This is a genomic window from Serratia sp. 201 (assembly GCF_037027545.1).
GTDB lineage: Bacteria > Pseudomonadota > Gammaproteobacteria > Enterobacterales > Enterobacteriaceae > Serratia > Serratia bockelmannii.
The window spans coordinates 1,113,156-1,134,567 of sequence record NZ_JAXCHC010000002.1 but is presented as its reverse complement, the minus strand read 5'-3'; the positions used below and the strand labels follow the sequence as shown (position 1 = coordinate 1,134,567).

Below are 21,412 nucleotides of genomic sequence, written 5' to 3'. Positions count from 1 at the left end.
AACCGGCCCAAGTGGCTGGCAGCGAGGGGGAATTGGTTTACACTGCCGGTTCAATTGCTTACTGCATGGAAGAATCTAGATATGTTGCAATTCTTTAACCGCTGTTCACAAGGACGCGGCGCCTGGCTGCTGATGGCCCTGACAGCGTTGGTGTTGGAACTGGTCGCGCTCTATTTCCAGCACGTTATGCTGCTGCAGCCGTGCGTGATGTGCATTTACGAGCGTTGCGCGCTATTCGGCATCCTCGGCGCCTCGTTGGTAGGCGCTATCGCGCCGAAAACCCCGCTGCGCTACGCGGCGATCTTGCTGTGGATCTACAGCGCCTGGGAAGGCGTACAGCTGGCGTGGAAGCACACCATGATCCAGTTGCATCCTTCGCCATTCAATACCTGCGATTTCTTTGTCAGCTTCCCGTCCTGGCTGCCGCTGGACAAATGGCTGCCGGCGGTGTTCCACGCTTCCGGTGACTGTTCCGTGCGTCAATGGCAGTTCCTGACGCTGGAAATGCCACAATGGCTGGTTGGTATCTTCGGCGCCTATCTGCTGGTGGCGCTGATTGTACTGATCGCACAGTTTGTCCGCCCACGCCGCCGCGATCTGTTCGGCCGCTGAACGGCAGACAAACAAAAAACGGCGCCACCAGGCGCCGTTTTTTTAGGGTATGACTGTCAAATTCAGAGATAACCCCATTTCAGGTATGTGTAAGGAAGTAAACGAGCACGATTAGCGCTCCAGCTACGGCAAACAGACGGACCATTTTCATTGTTATGCTCTCGAACTTGCGGGAGAGCGGCCAAATTACCCAACTTATCGTTTAAAAAGAAGCATCCCGGCTCAGTTCAGCACGTAATTTACATAACATTAAACTTCTGCAATACCGGCGGCTAAAACCGGCCCTTCCTTTCAACCTTCGAGCATCAATAAATTACCGTTACTTATGAACGACTGCGCCTTTGTCACATTCAGAGCACAATATTTTGGTGAAGTTTACCCATAAAATCCTTATAGTATCGGCAACGTGAGTACTACCGATTTCCCTGGTGTTGTTGTGTGTCTTGCCCCTCATCTTTGTAGGGGCTTTTTTCCTTCTGCCCCCAACCGTCAGTCCCCGCTGCCTTTAAATAAATCATTCAAATTTAACTCTGCGCGGTATCACTCATCGGCCACCGTTCGCGCACTAATGATTAAAATCGCTCGTGATTCTTTCCTTATGCTGAATGCAGTAGGCCAATGACATCAAGGACACGATACTATGCCGGATACCACATTGCCCCCTTCGTCTCAGCGCCCGTTCCTGCGGCGCATGCTGCTCAAAGCCGGGAAAAAATTCCTGCGCTGGAACGGCGAATTTCAGACTCGCCATTCGCTGATCTCCACCACACCGCGGATCGGTAATCATGAATTTAATTGGGTCACGGCGCTGGAAGCCCGTTGGCCTGCCATTCGCGAGGAGTTGGATCGGTTGCTGGAGCACCCGGAGGATATCCCCGCGTTCCACCAAATATCACCGGATCAGCAACGCATCTCCAAAGGGGATAATTGGAAAACCTTCGGGCTGTTTGTCTACGGGCAGCGGGTTGATGAGAACTGCGCCATTTGCCCGCAGACCGCACAGGCGGTCAGCGAGATCCCCGGCATGCGCACCGCCATGTTTTCGATCCTTAAGCCGCACTATCACATCGTCCCCCACAAAGGCCCGACTCGTGCCGTGGTGCGCGCGCATTTGGGATTAATCGTGCCAAAGGATCGGGAAAAGCTCTGGATCCGCGTTGACGACCAAATTCTGCACTGGGATGAAGGCAAGGTGATTTTGTTTGATGATTCCTACGAACACGAGGTTCGCAATGATACCGACGAACTGCGCGCTGTGCTGTTTCTCGATATCGACCGGCCAATGGACAAAGTAGGTACGGCGGTGAATAAACTGCTGTTCAGCCTGATCAAAGCCAGCCCATATGTGAAGCAGCCGCTGAAAAATCTGGCTAACTGGCATCGCCGCGACAAAAAAGCGTGAAATGGCGGCTTATACCATGAGCCCCACACCCGTTGGTTAGCTCAATAACGCAGAGGGCGGCATGTCTGAACACGCCGCCCTCTTGCATGAAAACGCGTATTGCTCTGCAGGCGCCCGCCTTTACCTAGCCCAGTCCGGCTTGTTGAGGATATGGTCCTGCCAGTCCACCACCTCGCTTTCACGCACCGCGATATGCCGCACCGTAATGCGCTCGCCGTGCATTGCCGCCTTGGAACCGCTCAGCAGCGGATGCCAGGGGAACAGCGGCTTGCCTTCACCGATCAGGCGATAGGCGCAGGTCGGTGGCAACCACTCAAAGGTAGTGAGATTCTCGCGCGTCAGTTTGATGCAGTCTTCTTCCAGCTCGAAGCGCCGCTCATAGTTACGGCATTGGCAGGATTTGATGTTGAGCTGGTTGCAGGCTACGTTGGTAAAATAAATCTCGTCGGTATCTTCGTCGATCAGCTTATTCAAACAGCATTGCCCGCACCCGTCGCACAGCGATTCCCACTCTTGTTCTGACATTTCCGCCAGCGTTTTCTGTTGCCAAAAAGCGAGTTGTGACATGTTAGCGTCCGGTTTCGGTAAATGGATAAGTCACCTGCGCACAGGTTCGAGGGGGGACTATATAGACATTTTAGCCACAAGATGCAAGCTTTGCCGCCGACACCGCCGGCGGCAAGGAGAAATCAGATCACCCGGGTGCTGAGCGTTTTGCCGTTCAGGCTGATTTTCAGCATGTCGCCGGAAGCCATCGGGCCCACGCCCTGCGGCGTGCCGGTCAGGATGATGTCGCCGGCGCGCAGCGTGAAGAAACGGCTCATATAGCTGATTAGCGGCAGGATCGGCGTGATCATGTCGCGCGTATTGCCCTGCTGGCGCAGTTGATCGTTGACGGTCAACGACAGCTCGGCGTTTTGCGGATCGCCGAATTCCGCCACCGGAATAAACCCCGACATCGGGCAGGAACCGTCGAAGGCCTTGGCCTTTTCCCACGGTTGGCCGGCTTTTTTAAAGCCCGCCTGCAAATCGCGCAACGTCAGATCGAGCGCCACACCGTAGCCGGCGATCGCCCGCGCAACGCGGTCTTCGTTGGCCTGTTTCAACGGCGTGCCGATCAGTACCGCCAGCTCCACCTCATGATGCACCGCACCGAACTCTTTGGGGATGGCCACCGGCTGACGAATATCGCACAGCGCCGTTTCCGGTTTGATGAATACCACCGGCTCGACGGAAACCGCGCTGCCCATTTCCTTGATGTGATCGGCATAGTTACTGCCGACGCAAACCACCTTGTTCACCGGGAAATCGAGCAGCGAACCCTGCCAGTCTCTATGTTGATACATACCGCTTCTCCCAAACTGTAGAGGCTTGGCGCGCCAAGCCGATTATTGGTGTGCCGGATCAATGTCCGATCGCGTCCGCCATCATACCCACGGCGATAGCGAAATAGTAAGAGCGATTCCAGTGCATGAGGGTGCGGAAATTATCATAGACCAGGAACGTCCGGCCCTGCAGATCATCCGGCGCAATGATCCAACCGCGCTGAACGGCATGCGGCAACGCACTGCCATCCGCACGACGTACCCCGCGTTGTTGCCAGGCGTTGACGCTGCGCGCTTGCGCGTCTTTCAACCCCAGCTCGGCCCGATTGAAACCGGCGGGCAGTTTGACCTCACGCCCCCAGCCGATGCCGGGCTGCCAGCCCTCTTTGGACAAATAACTGGCCGTAGACGCGAAGACATCATCAATGTTGTTCCAGATATCGATGCGCCCGTCACCGTCACCGTCCGCCGCATAGCGCAGGAAAGAGCTCGGCATAAACTGGCATTGCCCCATCGCGCCGGCCCAGGAACCTTTCAGCGGTGTATCGCCGACGTGCCCCTGCTCGACTATCTGCAGTGCCGCCATCAGCTCCTGGCTGAAAAAGGCTTCGCGGCGCCCTTCAAACGCCAGCGTCGCCAGCGCGGACACCACATCTTCCCGCCCCTGAATCTTGCCGTAGGCGCTCTCCATGCCCCACAGCGCGATGATATAGCGCCCCGGCACCCGGTAGCGCTCGCCGGCGCGCGTCCATTGCGCGTGGCGCTGCCGGTACAGTTCGCGCCCCTGGCGCACTTTAACGGGCGTCATCACCCGCCGCAGATAGTCGTCCAGGGTTACCTTCTGCTCCGGCTGATTGCGATCGGCCTTGATCACCCGATCGACGAAATGGATTTGCGCAAAGGCGCGGTCGAGGGTGGCCTGACTGATGCCCTGCTCCCGCGCCCGGCGCTTGAGCTGTTCGACATACGCCGGGAACTGCGCCGGATCCCGGCCGCTCGTCGCCAGCGTCGTCTCCTGCGCCGCCTGCGCTGCGCCCGGCATCAGCACCCCGCCCAACGTCAGCCAGGCGGCCAATACAATTCTTCTTGCCGAAGGTGTCATCGCGCCTCCCCTGGCCGTGGCCACTGTCTCAGGCCTTGTCGCCCGCCAGATGCTGGTTGAGCAGGTTTTCTACCGGCGGCGGGAACTGCAGGTAATAGCCTTCGTCTTTCAACGCCTGCTTCACCTTTTCGATATCCGCCGAGGCCAATTTCTTGCGCTCATCGAGCGACAGCATCATGGCGAATTGCGGTACACCGAAACTTTTCAGCAGCGCTTCCGGCACACGAGAGAAATCGTCTTTTTTTTCGACATAAAGATAAGTTTGATCGCGTTTCGGGCTTCTATAGATCACACAAAGCATTTTTTTAACTCTATTTAATTGAGGGAGCGTCTTGCCTGGATATAACTCTGACTATAACATGCTTATAGTACATCGGAATATCGCACCCCGAGTGGTATTCCGGGGATTTAAAGTTGCTGAGACTGAGTCAGGATAGATGTCACAATCGCCAATTGAGCTAAAAGGCAGCAGTTTTACCCTATCGGTTGTTCATTTGCATAATTCACAGCCCGAGGTAATACGTCAGGCGTTACAGGAAAAAGTTGAGCAAGCGCCCGCTTTTCTGAAAAACGCCCCTGTTGTTATCAACGTCGCAACGCTGGAAGGCGATGCGAACTGGAAAGAACTTCAACAGGCTGTCGCGGCAGCAGGCCTGCGCGTTGTGGGTATCAGCGGTTGCAGAGATGAGCGTCAAAAGCGCGCGATAGCCCGTGCCGGGCTGCCGCTGCTGAGCGAAGGCAAAGGCCAGAAGATGGCTGCGCCGGAGCCTGCACCTGCGCCCGTGGTGGCGGATAACGCCCCCGCCAAAACGCGCATCATCAGTACGCCTGTCCGTTCCGGCCAACAGATTTACGCCCGCAACTGCGATCTTATCGTGACCAGCAGCGTCAGCGCCGGCGCCGAATTGATTGCCGATGGCAATATTCATGTCTACGGCATGATGCGCGGTCGCGCACTGGCAGGCGCGTCAGGCGACACGCAATGTCAGATTTTTTGCACCCACCTGGCGGCTGAGCTAGTCTCTATCGCAGGGCAGTACTGGTTGAGCGACCAAATCCCGTCCGATTACGTCGGGCAGGCCGTACGACTCAGCCTGTTGGATAACGCTTTAACCATACAACCTTTAAATTAAGCCCTTTTGACAAGGAATCCATTTCATGGCACGCATTATTGTTGTTACATCGGGTAAAGGGGGCGTTGGCAAGACCACTTCGAGCGCGGCCATCGCTACCGGCCTGGCCCAGAAAGGCAAGAAAACCGTCGTGATCGATTTCGATATCGGCCTGCGTAATCTTGACCTGATTATGGGCTGCGAACGTCGGGTAGTGTATGATTTCGTGAACGTGATTCAGGGCGATGCCACGCTGAATCAGGCGTTGATCAAAGACAAACGCACTGAAAACCTCTATATCCTGCCGGCTTCGCAGACGCGCGACAAAGACGCGTTGACCCGCGAAGGCGTTGAAAAAATCCTCAACGATCTCGGCGAGATGGATTTTGACTTCGTGGTGTGCGATTCACCGGCCGGTATCGAAACCGGTGCGCTGATGGCGCTGTATTTCGCCGACGAAGCTATCATCACCACCAACCCGGAAGTGTCTTCGGTACGCGACTCTGACCGTATCCTGGGTATCCTCTCTTCCAAGTCACGCCGCGCCGAGAAAGGCGAATCGCCAATCAAGGAACACCTGCTGCTGACCCGTTACAACCCGGGCCGCGTCAGCCGTGGCGACATGCTGAGCATGGAAGACGTGCTTGAAATTCTGCGCATTCCGCTGGTGGGTGTGATCCCGGAAGACCAGTCCGTGCTGCGCGCTTCCAACCAGGGTGAGCCTGTCATTCTGGATGCCGAGTCAGACGCCGGTAAGGCGTACGACGATACCGTTTGCCGCTTGTTGGGGGAAGAACGCCCATTCCGCTTCATTGAAGAAGAGAAGAAGGGTTTCCTGAAACGCCTTTTTGGGGGATAAACCATGGCCTTATTAGACTTCTTTCTGTCCCGCAAAAAACAGACAGCCAATATAGCCAAGGAACGGCTGCAGATTATCGTCGCAGAGCGTCGTCGTGGGGACAGTGAGCCCCCGTATCTGCCTGATCTGAAACGCGATATTCTGGCGGTTATTTGCAAATACATTCAGATCGATCCTGAAATGCTGCATGTGCAGTTCGAGCAGAAAGGGGACGATATTTCGGTACTTGAACTTAACGTGACATTACCGGAATCGGAAGAAGCAGCTAAATGATTGCGACGCATTAATTACCCCCTGTATATTTTATGCAGGGGGTAACTGTATGTGTATCCAGTTATTAAGCATTATCGGCAGCAAAAAATTGATTTTTCCCTTTGGGACAATTCCCAATTAACTTTGCCGCCACCTCGTTTAAAGTAAATTCTGGCCAGATTTACCTTCAACGCATTATTTCCTGCCTATATTCACCCGAGCAGAGTTTCCCTACCCTGCCCTGGTGATAACCAGCGATTAATAATCTTTCAGGATGTCCTGCAACGGCGCCATTAATAAATCGCCGCGCCAGCCGCTGATTAATTCAGGGCGACTCTCGCCGTCCTTCAGTTTCCAATGCCAGTTCAACAATTGGTTAATTTGGCGACGGGATGCCAGCAGCTCGCTGCTCAACCCGCTTTGCTCGCTGACGGTAGCGATAGCGGCCTTGATGTCCTTAAACACCTTCTTGTAGCCCGGCTGATCGATAAGGTTAGCCAACGGCGCGGGCAACTCGGACTCCTCCAGCGCTTCGGCTTCGGCCACCAGCGCCAGCAGCGTTTTGCCGTGATAACGGATCTCCGACCCGCTCAGCCCCAGAGAATCCAGTTCTCCCAGCGAAGACGGCATATAGCGCGCCACCTGCCATAGGTTCTCCTCACGCACCACGAAGTTCACCGCCAGATCGCGCTCACGCGCCTGGCGCAACCGCCATTCCGCCAACTTCTGCAAACAGCCGAGCTGACGCGGGCGCAGCTGCCAGGCATTGCTGATTTCGCGATAGGCCACTTCCGGCGCCAGCGTCTCGCTACGGCGTTGGCACAGCAGCAGGCACTCGTTATGAGCCGCAGCGGTCCAGCCGGCCTCTTCGGTCTCCTGCACCAGCTGTTTGGCCATCGGCAGCAGGTAGAACACGTCGGCGGCCGCATACACGCACTGTCTTTCGGTCAGCGGGCGCGCCAGCCAGTCGGTGCGCGACTCGCTCTTGTCCAGTTCAACCTTCATGTACTCCGCCACCAGCGTCGCAAAACCGCAGGAGAGCGGCCGACCGGTAAAGGCCGCCAGGATCTGGGTGTCGATCATCGGCGTCGGCAGCGTTTTAAAGGCGTTGAGAAACACTTCAAGATCTTCACTGCCGGCATGCAGGAACTTCACCACGTCGGTGTCGGCCAGCAGGTCGACAAACGGCTGCCATTGCTTGATCGGCAGAGGATCGATGAGGGAGAGTTGTTCACCGTCGTAGAGCTGGATCAGGCCCAGCTGAGGATAGTAGGTGCGCGTTCTGACAAACTCGGTGTCCAGCGCAATCTGGGCATGCTTTCTCGCCTGCTCGCAGACCTGCTGCAATCCGGCATCGGTAGTGATCAACTGATAATTCAAAACATCATTCTCTTGTAGGATTCAAACACAACAACGCCGGCATTCACCGGCGTTGTTGATAGTCAGACGCGAAAGCGACACCTAGGCGGCATCGGCCGGCTTCGGCGTTTTTAGCTCATCGCGCAGTTCTCGCCGCAAAATCTTGCCGACGTTCGACTTCGGCAGTTCATCGCGGAACTCAACAATTTTAGGCACTTTATACCCGGTCAGGTGGCGACGGCAATGGGTCAACAGCTCTTCCTTGGTCAGCGAGGCGTCTTTCTTCACCACGCAGATCTTCACCGTTTCACCGGAGGCCTCGCTGGGCACGCCGATTGCCGCACATTCCAGCACTTTCGGGTGCTGGCTGACCACATCTTCAATCTCGTTCGGATACACGTTGAAACCCGAGACCAGGATCATGTCTTTCTTGCGGTCGACGATGCGCACAAATCCCTGATCGTCCACGGTCACCACATCGCCGGTCGCCAGCCAGCCATCTTTAAGCACTTCATCGGTGGCTTCCGGACGCTGCCAATAGCCTAACATAACTTGCGGCCCTTTGACCCACAGTTCGCCCGGTTCGCCCGGCGGCACGTCATGGCCGTTGTCGTCCACCAACCGAATGTCCGTCGACGGCACCGGCAGGCCGATGCTGCCGCTGTAGTGTTTCAGATCGTAAGGGTTACCGGCCACCAGCGGCGCGCACTCGGTCAGACCATAGCCTTCCAGCAGGTGTTTACCGGTGGTTTTCTCCCACTTCTCGGCCACCGCTTTTTGCACCGACATACCGCCGCCGACCGAGAAACGCAGCGTAGAGAAATCGAGTTTGTGGAACTCTTCGTTGTTCAGCAACGCGTTGAACAGCGTATTCACCCCGCTCATGGCGGTGAACGGATATTTACCCAGCTCCTTCACTAGCCCCGGAATATCGCGCGGGTTGGTGATCAGCAAATTGCGCCCGCCCAGATCGATAAACAGCAGGCAGTTCACCGTCAGCGCGAAAATGTGGTATAGCGGCAACGCCGTCACCACCAGTTCCTGCCCTTCACGGAACAGCGGGGAATAAGCGGCCTTGGCCTGCTCAAGGTTGGCCTGCATGTTACGGTGCGTCAGCATCGCGCCCTTCGCCACGCCGGTGGTACCGCCGGTGTATTGCAGGAAAGCCAAATCGCTATTAATGATGTCCGGTTTTACATATTGCAGACGGCGGCCGCGTTGCAGCGCGCTGCGGAATGAAATGGCGTCCGGCAGGTTGTATTTGGGCACCAGGCGCTTGACGTATTTGACCACGAAGTTAACCAGCGTGCCTTTGGCGGCCGAAAGCTGGTCGCCCATGCGCGTCAGGATCACGTGTTTGACCTGGGTGTTGAACACCACTTTTTCCAGCGTATGTGCAAAGTTGGAAACGATAACGATGGCGCTGGCCCCGCTATCGTTCAACTGGTGCTCCAGCTCGCGCGGGGTATACAACGGGTTGACGTTGACCACCACCATGCCGGCACGCAGAATGCCGAACAGAGCGATGGGGTATTGCAACAGGTTAGGCATCATCAGCGCGACACGGTCGCCTTTCTTCAGGCCCAGTTCATTTTGCAGGTAAGCCGCGAAAGCCCGGCTGCGTTCTTCCAGTTTGCGGAAGGTCATCACCTCGCCCATGTTGATAAAGGCGGGCTGATCGGCATAACGCTGCACGGCATGCTCAAACATTTCGATCAACGACGAATAGCGATCGGCATCAATCTCTGCGGGCACATCTGCCGGATACCGTTTTAACCAGACCTTATCCAAGGTATTACTCCTGAAATCATTACTAATTATCATCGCAGCCCTCAAACTCGCAGCCTAACCATAACAATATTTTAACTCAGCAGACCAGTTCGGGTTTTAAACATTATTCAGGTTGCGATGTACGTCACTAATTGTCGGATATTCCCTATCCCAAAAAGCAAAAGGGCGGCCTGAGCCGCCCTGTCAAATATGTTCACATCAAGCGTACGCTACTCGGTTACGATGGTTTGCACCTGTGCCGGACCGGGGTTGTACCAGCCATAGCCTGCGCCCCAGCCGGGCCCCCACGGACCACCGCGCCAGCCCCAAGGGCCCATCGGCGCAGGCGGCATCACCACCTGCTGCACCAGATGCCAGCGCTTGAAACCGGTCACGTTCATCGTTACGAAACGATATGGCGTCATGCCGATCCGCCCCTCTTTCAGGCCGGTGATAGGGCCGACGACGGTCACCAGTTGGCCTTTGAAATCGACCGGTTCGAGGAAGCCGTTCACCGTGGCCAGCAAGCGGCCGTTCGACGGTTCACCCAGTATCGGCCGCGCACCGCTGTCGAGCGGCACCGCCGCGATCTCCAGCAGCGTACGCCCTTGTTCGTTGGCGACGTTCACCACAGTGCCGCCGAAGCGGGCTTCCGCGCCAGTAAACAGGTTCGGTGCATTTTGTACCGAGGAAAGCTGAGTCACCGGCGAAGGGCTGGAGCCTTTGATCGCATCCGGTACGGTGACGCACCCGGTCAGAACCAGCGCGCCGCAGGCGACGGCCAGCAGCGACAGCTTTTTACTTGCAGTGCGGATTAACATGGTCGCAATCTCCTGAAATGCCTGTAACTTTGACCGCGTTTCGTCGTTCAAGTTGCAGGCCTTCATCGCCCGGCATCAACAACAGCACAATACGCCGCGATTACTCGCGGCCCGGCAGTTTTTTCCAGGTGACTTCATTGCGCAGATAGGTCGGCTCGGCGTTTTCCACCGCCACCGCCAACCCCTGTTGCCAGGCGTGCAGCGCCAGCGGCAGCATGTCTTGCGCCTGCGGCAGCAGCATTTGGCCGTCACGCACGCTCAGCGTAGAACCGTTGACCAGGTCGGGATAGGTTTGCCAGCCGGTGCCGACGTGGGCCCATTCGCCCTGCAGACGCTGTGCACGCTCGAGCGCCTGCGCCGGCGACAGCACCGCCTCGCCTTCGCTTTCCAACCAGCTGCCGTCCACTTGGCGTTCGAACTGCCCCCAGTAGACTTCCCCCATGCGCGCATCGATCGCTGCCAGCACGCGCGCCGCGCCGCTGACGCGCCAGGCGCCCTGCGCCATGGTTTGCAGCGTGGAAATGCCAATCATCGGCAAATCGGCGCCCAGCGCCAGGCCCTGAGCGATGCCGATGCCGATGCGCACCCCGGTAAAACTGCCGGGGCCGCGGCCGAAGGCCAGCGCATCGAGCTGGTTGAGCGCCAGACCGGATTCCGCCAGCACCTGCTGCACCATAGGTAAAATTCGTTGCGTATGCTCGCGTGGGCACAGCTCAAACAGGGCGTGGATTTCGCCTTGATTCCAGACGGCGACGGAACAGGCTTCCGTCGCGGTATCGATCGCTAAAATTCGCGTGGACATGCCAACCTCTGGCGGGAATAAAACTGGGTTTTTCATACAGGGCGCGCATTGTAGCACAGCCCCGTAAGCCCTTCATCTTTCACGTGGCCGACGTATCGGCGGCCTGCAGGAAGGCGATGGCCTGTTTCAGATCGCGGGTACGCGGCGTAGGCGGCAGGCTATTGAGGAACACCTCGCCATAAGGGCGCATCACCAGACGGTTATCGCAAATCACCAGCACGCCACGGTCGTCGGTATCGCGGATCAAACGGCCCACCCCCTGTTTCAGGGTGATGACCGCATCCGGTAACTGTACGTCATTGAACGGATCGCCGCCGCGCAGGCGGCAATCTTCAATGCGCGCCTTCAGCAGCGGATCGTCCGGTGAAGTAAACGGCAGCTTATCGATGATGACACACGACAGCGCATCGCCACGCACGTCCACCCCTTCCCAGAAGCTGCTGGTCGCCACCAACAGCGCGTTACCGGCGGCGACGAACTGCGCCAACAGCTGCCCTTTGCTGGTTTCCCCTTGCAATAAGACCGGCAGCGTCATCGTGGCGCGGAACTCTTCCGCCAGCTCGCGCATCATCTGGTGCGATGTGCACAAGAAGAAGCAGCGGCCGTTGTTGGCTTCGATTAATGGGCGCAGCATGCGCGCCAGCTGGCGCGCCCCACCGGGCTGATTCGGCGAAGGCAAAAAGCGCGGCACGCACAGCAACGCCTGTTTGGCATAGTCGAACGGGCTCGGCAACAGCAGCGTTTTGGCCTTGGTCAGCCCCAGCCGTTCGGTGAAGTGGCCCAACTGATCGTTGACCGACAGCGTGGCCGAGGTAAAGATCCAGCTGCCCGGCTTCTCGTCCAGCATTTCGCGGAAACGATCGGCTACCGTCAGCGGCGTCAGCGCCAGCACGAAGTGGCGCGAATTGCACTCATACCAATAGCTGTAGCCCGGTTCCGTTACCGCCTTGAGGCGTTTGAGACGCGCGCGGTACAGCGTGGCGCGCTCAAAGGCGGCGTCTAGCAGCGCCGAACGCCCCAGCGACAGCTTCATCACGTCATAACACAGCTCCAGCGCGTCATCGAGCAGCAACAGAGCACGCTGCACGTTGGGTTCGCCGAGCACGTCACGCAGATTACCGCGGAACCCCGGTTCTCCCAGATTCAGACGGAAATCTTGCGTGCTCAGGCTGAGACGATCGGCGCTCTTTTGCAGCTGAGCCGCATCGCGCACCTCGGTGCGGTAGGCGATGGTGATGTCCTTCGCCAGATCCAGCAGCTGGCGGCTGGTGAGCTGCTGGCCGAAATACTGGCTGGCGATGTCGGGGATTTGGTGCGCCTCGTCGAAAATCATCACCTCGGCTTCCGGGATCAGCTCGGCGAAACCGCCCTCTTTCACCACCATATCCGCCAGGAACAGGTGATGGTTTACCACCACCACATCTGCATCCATCGCGCGGCGACGCGCCTTGACCACGAAGCAATCCTGATACAGCGGGCAGTCGCTGCCCAGACAGTTGTCATTGGTGCTGGTCACCAATGGCCAGACGAAGCTGTCCTCCGCCACTTCGCTACAGGTGCTGATATCACCCTCTTTGGTCTGCGACGACCACTTGCGCAGCTGCACCAGATCGATCAGCGTCTGCCCCGCCAGCTCCCCGCCGGCCATCGACTGTTGCTCAAGACGCTCCAGACACAGGTAGTTGGAGCGCCCCTTCAGCAGCGCCAGCTTGCCTTTGTACTTCAACGCCTTGGCGACGGTGGGCAGATCGCGCGCATACAGCTGATCCTGCAGCGCTTTCGAACCGGTGGAGATGATCACTTTGCGATCGGCACGCAGCGCCGGCGCCAGATAAGCGAAGGTTTTGCCGGTGCCGGTGCCGGCTTCCACCACCAGTTCCTGCTTGAAATTGATCGCTTCGGTAACGGCTTGCGCCATCTGCCGCTGCGGCTCACGCGGTTTGAATCCCTTGATAGCCTGCGCCAATGCGCCGTCTGTTGCAAAATCGTCTGTCACGCTGTCTCTCTGCCGGTGTCATTCAGCGGTGATTATGCCAAGCCTGCCGCCCGGCTACCACCCACTTTATCGCCGCGCTTTTTTATCACCGGCTGTGCTACCCTTAGCGCGACTATGATATGGAGATAAGCAAATGAATATCGAAAGAATTGATCCCGATCAGCGCTGGTCCGAAGCCGTAGTGCACAACGAGACCGTTTACTACACCAGCGTGCCGGAGAACCTGGACGACGACGCGACCGCACAGACCGCCAACGCCCTCGCCGCCATCGACGTGCTGCTGGAACGCGTAGGGTCGGACAAAAGCCGTATTCTGGATGCCACCATTTTCCTGGCCAACAGCGCCGACTTCGCCGCGATGAACGCCGCCTGGGACGCCTGGGTGGTCGCCGGCAGCGCGCCGGTGCGCTGCACGGTGCAGGCGCAGCTGATGAATCCGAAGTACAAGGTGGAAATCAAAATCATCGCCGCGCTGTAAGCCTGAGCGCAGACGAAAAAAAACCGCAGACGGCGACGCCTGCGGTTTTTTATTGCCCGCTATCAAGACAGTTTAAGGATCACCATCCCCGTCAGCAACAGCGCCAGGCCAATCCAGCCTTTGGCGTTCAACCGCTGGCCGAACATGATCCAGCCTGCGGCGATGGTGGCGGCGATACCGAAACCGCCCCACAGCGCATAGGCGATCGACAGATCGATACCCTTAACCGCCTGCGCCAGGGCGCTGAACGCACCGAGCACCGACAGCAGCGACAGCAATCCCAGCCAAATTTTACGGAAGCCGTCCGACATCTTCAGGAAGATGTTGGCGATAATTTCCAGCACGATGGCCAGCCCCAGGAACCCAATGTGGTACAACTCAAACTGTTGCATGGTTGTCACCTCGCGGGCTGACCTGTTTTCGCTCTTTGCGGGTACCGGATTTCACCAACATGATGCCGGCGATCAGCGTAGCCAAGCCCAGCACCTTCAGCGCCGAGATCGGCTCGTCGAACCACAGTACGCTGAACAGGGTAATGAACAGAATGCCGATGCCTTCCCACAGCGCATAGGCCACGCCGAGCGCCACGCGTTTTATCGCTACCGACAACAGTACATAAGACGCGGTGATCATCACGTACATCACGATATGCCCGATCATGCCGCCATTGACGCTGGCGTATTTCATTGACAAGGTGCCGATGATTTCGGTCATGATGGCCAAACCTAAAAAGATCCAATAAATCATAATTTTTCTCCCAAACGGCGAATAACGCGCGCCAAGGCATATTTATCCCGATTTATCTCGTCGGACGGCCGCAATGCGGCGCGCAAGACGCAGAGATCCCTGGGGATAAACTGACCCAAACGCAAAAAGAATGTTTGCCCGGCTGAACGGTAATGCGAAGGCCTAAGCCCGCTACCAGCACCGGTTAAGGGAGAAAGACGCTATAGCTCGCTGCACCAGTGATGCTCACTGGCAAGGATCGCAGACAGGAAGAGTTGGCACGTAGAGGTTCTGAGGGTAGTTCCGTTAATAGTCATCATAATAGTTCTCTATTATCAGCCGCACACCGTGCGATTTGCCCAATATCCTCATAAAAGTAAAATTTTCAACTGAGATATTTTTACCACAGCCAAAATTAGAAAGCAAACTGCCGTTTTCATAAAAAAGCAGAAAAAAACGGGTTAAAAATAAGAAAGTTAATTGCGATAAAAATTAAAAAAGGCCCAACGGAGCGTTGAGCCTTGCGATATCCGCGGGTGAGCAAATAAGCGCCAACCCCAGGCCTGGCGCGGGTTACAACGCGGCGCCGCTGACCGCGCTGCGCGCCAGTTCAGTGATGCGCGCATAGTCGCCGCTTTCGAGCGCATCGGCCGGCACCAACCAGGAGCCGCCGATGCACAATACGCTTTTTAGCGCCAGATAATCGCGGTAATTGTTCGGCGTAATGCCGCCGGTCGGGCAAAAACGCACCTGCGGGAACGGGCCGCCGATCGCCTGCAGCGCCTTCACGCCGCCGTTGGCTTCCGCCGGGAAGAATTTGAATTCGCGCAGGCCGTAATCCATGCCCAGCATCAGTTCAGATACGGTGCTGATGCCCGGGATCAGCGGGATTGACCCCGCCGTCGCCGCCTGCAGCAAAGCGTCGGTCAGCCCCGGGCTGATGGCGAACTGCGCCCCCGCCTCGGTCACCTCCCGCAGCTGCTGCGGATTGATCACAGTACCGGCGCCGATGATCGCCTCCGGCACCTCTTTGGCGATAGCGCGGATAGCCTCCAGCCCGCAGGCGGTGCGCAGCGTCACCTCCAATACCCGCACGCCGCCGGCAACCAACGCTTTCGCCAGCGGCACCGCCTGCTCCAGCTTGTTGATCACGATAACAGGCACCACCGGCCCTGCCGTCAGGATCTGCTCGGCGCTGGTTTTCCAGTTTTTCATCGTTATTTCTCCATGACTCGCGGTTAACAATGGCACGCCCCTGCCACAGGGCTCCGCGCAAGCGCGCGAACGTCCGGCCGTACCGTAAGTGATGTGGCCCACGCGCAGATCGCAGGCAAAAAAAAGCCGGCAGACAGGCTGCCGGCATTGCGCATTATTCGAACTCGTTCCAGGAACGGCCGTCGCGGGTGATCATTGCCACCGAGGCCACCGGCCCCCAGGTGCCCGCCTGATAAGGTTTAGGCGCCTCGTTGTCGGCTTTCCATGCATCCATGATGGAGTCGACCCACTTCCAGGCCTCTTCCACTTCATCGCGGCGCACGAACAGCGCCTGAATGCCTCGCATGGTCTCCAGCAGCAGGCGCTCGTAGGCGTCCGCCACGTGCTCCTGGTTGAAGGTTTCCGAGAAGCTCAGGTCCAGCTTGGTGGTCTGCAGACGGTGCTTGTGATCCAGCCCCGGCACCTTGTTCAGTACCTGAATTTCGATGCCTTCGTCCGGTTGCAGACGGATGGTCAGCTTGTTCTGCGGCAGCTGCTGGTACGAATCGCTGAACAGGTTAAGCGGCGGGTTTTTGAAGTACACCACCACTTCCGAACATTTGGTCGGCAGGCGTTTACCGGTACGCAGGTAGAACGGCACCCCGGCCCACTGCCAGTTGTCGATATCCACGCGGATGGAGACGAAGGTTTCGGTGCTGCTGCTTTTGTTCGCGCCTTCCTCTTCCAGATAACCCGGCACTTTCTTGCCCTGGACGAAACCGGCGGTGTACTGCCCGCGCACGGTGGTTTCCCGTACATTGGTCTGATCGATGCGGCGCAGCGAGCGCAGTACCTTCACCTTCTCGTCGCGGATACGGTCGGTCGTCAGGTCCGCCGGCGGCGACATGGCGATCATGGTCAGGATCTGCAGCAGGTGGTTCTGGATCATGTCGCGCATCTGGCCGGCCTGGTCGAAGTAACCCCAGCGCCCTTCGATGCCCACCTCTTCCGCCACGGTGATCTGCACCGAATCGATGGTGCGGTTATCCCAGTTGGATGCGAACAGCGAGTTGGCGAAACGCAGCGCCAACAGGTTCAGCACCGTCTCTTTGCCGAGATAGTGGTCGATGCGGTAGACCTGGGACTCGTTGAAGAACTCCGCCACCTGATCGTTGATCACGCGGGAGGACGCCAGATCGGTGCCCAACGGTTTCTCCATCACCACGCGCGCCGGCTCATGGTTCAGCTTGGCTTCGCCCAACCCTTTGCAGATGGCGCCAAAGGTGCTTGGCGGCATGGCGAAGTAGTTGATGGTGGTGCGGTGTTTCTGATCCAGCATTTTACCCAGTTTGGTAAAGTTCTTGCTGTCGTTGACGTCCAGGTTGCAAAAGTCCAGGCGTGCGCTCAGCGTGGCCCAGAGTTCGTCATCCAATTTTTCTTTCATGAAGGTGCCAAGCGCTTCCTTGACCACTTCGGTATACGCTTTTTTATCCCACTCCGCGCGGCCGACGCCGATAATCCGCGTATCCGGGTGGATGTGTCCGGCTTTCTCTAACTGGTACAGGGAAGGCAGCAGCTTACGGCGCGCCAAATCACCTTTCGCGCCGAAAATAACCAGGTCACACGCCTGGGCTGTAGAGGTTACCGCCATGTTCATCTCCTCGTTGCAGGATATTTGTAATTTTCTTACATTACTAATGTACTCTGTTTGACTACGGCCAGCAAACCCGGTGCAGAAGCAGGAAAAAAGACCTCAAGATTCCAGCGGTAGCGCCAATGCGCGCCAGAGCCCGCACAGGCGGGCAAAACTGTAATTTTTCGTCTTTTTTGACGCTCTGTTACCATTATGAAAGTTAGACACAGGTCATATTCTGGTGAAAAAAGCCTGCATACGCCCTGTCGAGACTGCCAACGTTTACCAGCACGTAGTATATTTTCACTAAACCGGCATTGATTTCTCCTTTGTTTGAAATCGACATACCCTATCGATTCCAGGTTACAGCCGCTCGTTTGGCGTCTGCGTGCACGGCGAACACGGGCAAAATTCGGCGCTGTTGCTTGAAAGCCACAGGGATAAAACCATGAGTGACTCTCGTTATATGAATACGCTGGACAAAATCCAGAACCATCTGGAACGCCTGAGCAAATCTGAAAGGAAAGTCGCCGAGGTGATCCTGGCCTCCCCACAGACCGCCATTCACTCCAGCATTGCCACGCTGGCGCGCATGGCCGACGTCAGCGAACCTACCGTCAACCGTTTTTGCCGCCGCCTTGATACCAAAGGCTTTCCCGATTTCAAACTGCACCTCGCCCAAAGCCTGGCTAACGGCACGCCCTACGTAAACCGTAACGTTGAGGAAGACGACAGCGTCGATTCCTATACCAGCAAGATCTTCGAATCGGTCATGGCCAGCCTGGATACAGTAAAGGCAAATTTGGATATTGCCGCAATCAATCGTGCGGTTGACCTGCTCACCCAGGCAAAAAAGATCTCTTTCTTCGGCCTGGGTGCCTCCGCAGCGGTGGCGCACGACGCGATGAACAAATTTTTCCGCTTCAACATTCCGGTGGTCTACTTCGATGACATCGTCATGCAACGCATGAGCTGCATGAACTCCGGCGAGGGCGACGTGGTGGTGCTGATCTCACACACCGGCCGCACCAAAAATCTGGTGGAGATGGCTCACCTGGCGCGGGAGAACGACGCCACGGTACTGGCTATCACCTCGCGCGACACCCCGCTCGCCCAAGCGGCGACCCTCGCGTTGCTGCTCGATGTGCCTGAAGACACCGACGTTTACATGCCGATGGTGTCGCGGATCGCGCAATTAACGCTCATTGACGTGCTTGCCACCGGATTTACCTTGCGCCGAGGGGCTAAATTCAGAGATAACTTGAAGCGGGTCAAAGAAGCGCTCAAAGAATCGCGCTTTGATAAAGGCGTGGTCATTCCCAACAGTTTTGATTCGTGACCCGACGAAGAAAAAAATCGCCGTTCAACAGACATTTGAATGACGGCATCAGAGGCGGTACCCTGTTAACATGCTCATGCGGGTAACCCGGGTGAAATATCAGTGTTGTAAAATTACATTTCACGCCTGGTTTCGTTATCCGACGTTATCGCAACACCAATATTTGCTTCACCAGTCAACGGAGTAATACATGTCCAGACGGCTCAGAAGAACCAAAATCGTTACCACCCTGGGTCCGGCTACAGACCGCGACAATAATCTGGAAAAGATCATTGCCGCCGGTGCCAACGTAGTTCGGCTTAACTTCTCCCACGGCAGCCCGGAAGATCACCAGGCTCGCGCAGACAAAGTGCGCGAAATCGCGGCCAAACTGGGACGTCACGTCGCTATCCTCGGCGATCTGCAAGGGCCGAAAATCCGCGTATCCACCTTCAAGGAAGGCAAAATCTTCCTCAACGTGGGTGATAAATTCCTGCTGGACGCCAACCTGTCAAAAGGCGAAGGCGATAAAGAAAAAGTCGGTATCGACTATAAAGGCCTGCCTGTCGACGTCGTGCCGGGCGATGTCCTGCTGCTTGACGACGGCCGCGTTCAGTTAAAAGTGCTCGAAGTTCAGGGCATGAAAGTGTTTACCGAAGTGACCGTCGGCGGCCCGTTGTCCAACAACAAGGGCATCAACAAGCTAGGCGGTGGCCTGTCAGCCGAAGCGCTGACCGAAAAAGACAAGGCGGACATCGTGACCGCCGCCAAGATTGGCGTCGACTATCTGGCGGTCTCCTTCCCGCGTACCGGTGAAGACCTGAACTATGCCCGCCGCCTGGCGCGCGATGCGGGCTGCAACGCCAAGATCGTGTCCAAGGTTGAGCGCGCCGAAGCGGTTTGCACCGACGAAGCGATGGACGACATTATTCTGGCCTCCGACGTGGTGATGGTTGCCCGTGGCGACCTCGGCGTCGAAATCGGCGATCCGGAACTGGTCGGCATTCAGAAGAAACTGATCCGCCGCGCCCGCACCCTGAACCGCGCGGTGATCACCGCGACTCAGATGATGGAGTCAATGATCACCAACCCGATGCCGACCCGCGCCGAAGTCATGGACGTGGCCAACGCCGTGCTGGACGGCACCGACGCCGTCATGCTGTCGGCGGAAACCGCTGCTGGCCAATACCCGGCGGAAACCGTGGCGGCGATGGCGCGCGTTTGTCTGGGCGCCGAGAAGATCCCGAGCATCAACGTTTCCAAACACCGTTTGGACGTGCAGTTCGACAATATCGAAGAGGCGATCGCCATGTCTTCGATGTATGCGGCCAACCACCTGAAAGGCGTCACCGCGCTGATCGCCATGACTGAGTCCGGCCGCACCGCGCTGATGATGTCACGCATCAGCTCCGGCCTGCCGATCTTCGCCATGTCGCGTCATGAGCACACGCTGAACCTGACTGCGCTGTATCGCGGCGTGACGCCGGTATATTTCGACAGCCACAAAGACGGCGTGATCGCCGCCAATGAAGCCGTCAATCGCCTGCGTGACAAAGGCTTCCTGGTCTCCGGCGATCTGGTGATCGTCACCCAGGGCGACGTGATGGAAACCGTCGGTACCACCAATACCAGCCGTATCCTGCGCGTCGAGTAATTCACGCCGCAGACGAAATGCCGGCCGGCTCACGTTGGCCGGCATTTTTTTTGCGCTGACATCGCCATAAACGACGGAGAACGCCATGCTCCACCAACACAACCCCGCAGCGAGCGCTGATGAGCTCGATCTCGACGGCCGTAGCCTGACGCAGCTCGACGAATCGCAGCTTGCCGGCCGCGCGCTGCGCAAGGTCAGCCTGTACGACAATCAGCTGACGGCCTTCCCCACCCCAATCTTCCGGCACCAGAATCTGCAGGTGCTGAATATCTCCTGCAATCAGCTCGACCGTCTGCCGCCGGAGATTGGTCAGTTGCAACAGCTCGAGATGTTCGACTTTGGCCACAATCGCGCGAGCGAACTGCCTGAAGCGTTGGGGCAACTGCACCGGCTGAAATACCTCTATCTGAGCGATAACGGTTTTAGCGACCTGCCCCATTCGCTGGCACAGCTGCAGCAGCTCATCTATCTCAACGCGACCGATAACCAACTGACCGCCTTGCCGCAGGCAATACCGAGGCTGGCGGCGTTGCAGGAGCTGCGTTTATACAACAATCGCATCCGCAGCCTGCCCGCCGAAATCGGGCAGCTGCGCGCGCTGCGCGAACTGCATATCATGAAAAATGCCCTGACCACGCTGCCGGCGGAAATGGCTCTGCTCGGTGAGTTGGAGATACTCGATGCGGCCAACAATGCTATCACCGAACTGCCGGCAGCCTTCTGCCGCCTGCCGCGATTGAGCGAGCTGAACCTGCGTTTCAATCAACTGACGCGCCTGCCGGAAAATATCGGTGAGCTGACAGCGCTGAGAAGTCTGGATCTGCGCGCCAACCGCCTGAGCGAGCTGCCGGAAAGCCTCGGCGAACTGAGCCGGCTGCGCAAGCTGGATCTGCGCTGGAATGATTTCACCCGCACGCCTAAAGTCATCGACATCCTGCGGGCGCGCGGCTGTATGGTGCACATCTGAAGTGATACCGGCCGGGTTATAGCCCGACCG

The 21,412-nt window shown here is 57.4% G+C and carries 22 protein-coding genes; 9 read left to right on the top strand and 13 right to left on the bottom strand.

Annotation, left to right across the window (positions count from 1 at the left end):
* Positions 1-81 precede the first annotated feature (81 nt).
* Both dsbB and WA302_RS13635 read left to right on the top strand, forming a co-directional pair.
* On the top strand, positions 82-612 hold the full coding sequence (dsbB, locus tag WA302_RS13640; protein ID WP_004932277.1) for a disulfide bond formation protein DsbB: 531 nt from the start codon (positions 82-84) through the stop codon (positions 610-612).
* Between the two features lie 640 nt (positions 613-1,252).
* Positions 1,253-2,014 carry an aspartyl/asparaginyl beta-hydroxylase domain-containing protein gene (locus tag WA302_RS13635; protein WP_049209184.1) on the top strand — a complete coding sequence of 254 codons (762 nt, stop codon included), beginning with the start codon at positions 1,253-1,255 and terminating at the stop codon, positions 2,012-2,014.
* 120 nt (positions 2,015-2,134) lie between these two features.
* On the opposite strand, the gene WA302_RS13630 is transcribed toward WA302_RS13635, so the two are convergent.
* From WA302_RS13630 to WA302_RS13615, 4 genes are all read right to left on the bottom strand, one after another.
* Positions 2,135-2,581, bottom strand: a complete 447-nt coding sequence (locus tag WA302_RS13630; RefSeq protein ID WP_025303110.1) for a YcgN family cysteine cluster protein — start codon at positions 2,579-2,581, stop codon at positions 2,135-2,137.
* Between the two features lie 122 nt (positions 2,582-2,703).
* Complete coding sequence (locus WA302_RS13625; protein ID WP_004932286.1) at positions 2,704-3,360, bottom strand: fumarylacetoacetate hydrolase family protein; 657 nt, start codon at positions 3,358-3,360, stop codon at positions 2,704-2,706.
* Positions 3,361-3,418: 58 nt separating this feature from the next.
* Positions 3,419-4,381 carry a lytic murein transglycosylase gene (locus WA302_RS13620; protein ID WP_225735592.1) on the bottom strand — a complete coding sequence of 321 codons (963 nt, stop codon included), beginning with the start codon at positions 4,379-4,381 and terminating at the stop codon, positions 3,419-3,421.
* A gap of 88 nt (positions 4,382-4,469) precedes the next feature.
* Positions 4,470-4,742: a YcgL domain-containing protein gene (locus WA302_RS13615; protein WP_025303112.1), complete on the bottom strand. Its 273-nt coding sequence runs from the start codon at positions 4,740-4,742 to the stop codon at positions 4,470-4,472.
* 136 nt (positions 4,743-4,878) lie between these two features.
* Between WA302_RS13615 and minC the strand changes: the two genes are divergently transcribed.
* The 3 genes from minC to minE are packed head-to-tail and all read left to right on the top strand — an operon-like array spanning position 4,879 to position 6,685.
* Entirely contained in the window at positions 4,879-5,574 is a 696-nt protein-coding gene (gene minC, locus WA302_RS13610; protein ID WP_025303113.1) for a septum site-determining protein MinC, read from the top strand.
* 25 nt (positions 5,575-5,599) lie between these two features.
* On the top strand, positions 5,600-6,412 hold the full coding sequence (gene minD / locus WA302_RS13605) for a septum site-determining protein MinD (RefSeq protein ID WP_016927452.1): 813 nt from the start codon (positions 5,600-5,602) through the stop codon (positions 6,410-6,412).
* Positions 6,413-6,415: 3 nt separating this feature from the next.
* Positions 6,416-6,685, top strand: a complete 270-nt coding sequence (gene minE / locus WA302_RS13600; RefSeq protein ID WP_004932303.1) for a cell division topological specificity factor MinE — start codon at positions 6,416-6,418, stop codon at positions 6,683-6,685.
* A 237-nt stretch (positions 6,686-6,922) separates the two neighbouring features.
* Here minE and rnd read toward each other — a convergent pair whose 3' ends face one another.
* From rnd to WA302_RS13575, 5 genes are all read right to left on the bottom strand, one after another.
* Positions 6,923-8,044, bottom strand: a complete 1,122-nt coding sequence (gene rnd, locus WA302_RS13595; protein WP_089195959.1) for a ribonuclease D — start codon at positions 8,042-8,044, stop codon at positions 6,923-6,925.
* Positions 8,045-8,125: 81 nt separating this feature from the next.
* Entirely contained in the window at positions 8,126-9,814 is a 1,689-nt protein-coding gene (gene fadD, locus WA302_RS13590; RefSeq protein ID WP_025303115.1) for a long-chain-fatty-acid--CoA ligase FadD, read from the bottom strand.
* 209 nt (positions 9,815-10,023) lie between these two features.
* Positions 10,024-10,614 (bottom strand): Slp family lipoprotein, encoded by a 591-nt coding sequence (locus WA302_RS13585; protein ID WP_021503867.1) that lies wholly within the window; start codon positions 10,612-10,614, stop codon positions 10,024-10,026.
* 100 nt (positions 10,615-10,714) lie between these two features.
* On the bottom strand, positions 10,715-11,416 hold the full coding sequence (gene tsaB, locus WA302_RS13580) for a tRNA (adenosine(37)-N6)-threonylcarbamoyltransferase complex dimerization subunit type 1 TsaB (RefSeq protein ID WP_025303116.1): 702 nt from the start codon (positions 11,414-11,416) through the stop codon (positions 10,715-10,717).
* Positions 11,417-11,495: 79 nt separating this feature from the next.
* Positions 11,496-13,412 (bottom strand): ATP-dependent DNA helicase, encoded by a 1,917-nt coding sequence (locus tag WA302_RS13575; RefSeq protein ID WP_004932318.1) that lies wholly within the window; start codon positions 13,410-13,412, stop codon positions 11,496-11,498.
* A 133-nt stretch (positions 13,413-13,545) separates the two neighbouring features.
* On the opposite strand from WA302_RS13575, the gene WA302_RS13570 reads away from it, so the two are divergent.
* Positions 13,546-13,890, top strand: a complete 345-nt coding sequence (locus WA302_RS13570; protein WP_025303117.1) for a RidA family protein — start codon at positions 13,546-13,548, stop codon at positions 13,888-13,890.
* 62 nt (positions 13,891-13,952) lie between these two features.
* Here the strand turns inward: WA302_RS13570 and mdtI are convergent, their stop codons facing one another.
* The 4 genes from mdtI to zwf all read right to left on the bottom strand — a co-directional run bounded on the left by mdtI (position 13,953) and on the right by zwf (position 17,461).
* Positions 13,953-14,282 (bottom strand): multidrug/spermidine efflux SMR transporter subunit MdtI, encoded by a 330-nt coding sequence (gene mdtI, locus WA302_RS13565; protein ID WP_016927446.1) that lies wholly within the window; start codon positions 14,280-14,282, stop codon positions 13,953-13,955.
* A complete protein-coding gene (gene mdtJ, locus WA302_RS13560) occupies positions 14,269-14,637 on the bottom strand; it encodes a multidrug/spermidine efflux SMR transporter subunit MdtJ (RefSeq protein ID WP_025303118.1) in 369 nt (122 codons plus the stop codon). Before mdtJ ends, mdtI begins: the two co-directional genes overlap by 14 nt.
* A gap of 552 nt (positions 14,638-15,189) precedes the next feature.
* Positions 15,190-15,831 (bottom strand): bifunctional 4-hydroxy-2-oxoglutarate aldolase/2-dehydro-3-deoxy-phosphogluconate aldolase, encoded by a 642-nt coding sequence (locus WA302_RS13555; protein ID WP_025303119.1) that lies wholly within the window; start codon positions 15,829-15,831, stop codon positions 15,190-15,192.
* A 154-nt stretch (positions 15,832-15,985) separates the two neighbouring features.
* Complete coding sequence (gene zwf, locus WA302_RS13550) at positions 15,986-17,461, bottom strand: glucose-6-phosphate dehydrogenase (protein ID WP_033643346.1); 1,476 nt, start codon at positions 17,459-17,461, stop codon at positions 15,986-15,988.
* A 448-nt stretch (positions 17,462-17,909) separates the two neighbouring features.
* Between zwf and WA302_RS13545 the strand changes: the two genes are divergently transcribed.
* From WA302_RS13545 to WA302_RS13535, 3 genes are all read left to right on the top strand, one after another.
* On the top strand, positions 17,910-18,782 hold the full coding sequence (locus tag WA302_RS13545) for a MurR/RpiR family transcriptional regulator (protein WP_025303120.1): 873 nt from the start codon (positions 17,910-17,912) through the stop codon (positions 18,780-18,782).
* A gap of 190 nt (positions 18,783-18,972) precedes the next feature.
* Positions 18,973-20,415 (top strand): pyruvate kinase, encoded by a 1,443-nt coding sequence (pyk, locus tag WA302_RS13540; RefSeq protein ID WP_197826522.1) that lies wholly within the window; start codon positions 18,973-18,975, stop codon positions 20,413-20,415.
* Between the two features lie 85 nt (positions 20,416-20,500).
* Positions 20,501-21,382: a leucine-rich repeat domain-containing protein gene (locus WA302_RS13535; protein WP_043143025.1), complete on the top strand. Its 882-nt coding sequence runs from the start codon at positions 20,501-20,503 to the stop codon at positions 21,380-21,382.
* The last annotated feature ends 30 nt before the right edge of the window (positions 21,383-21,412 follow it).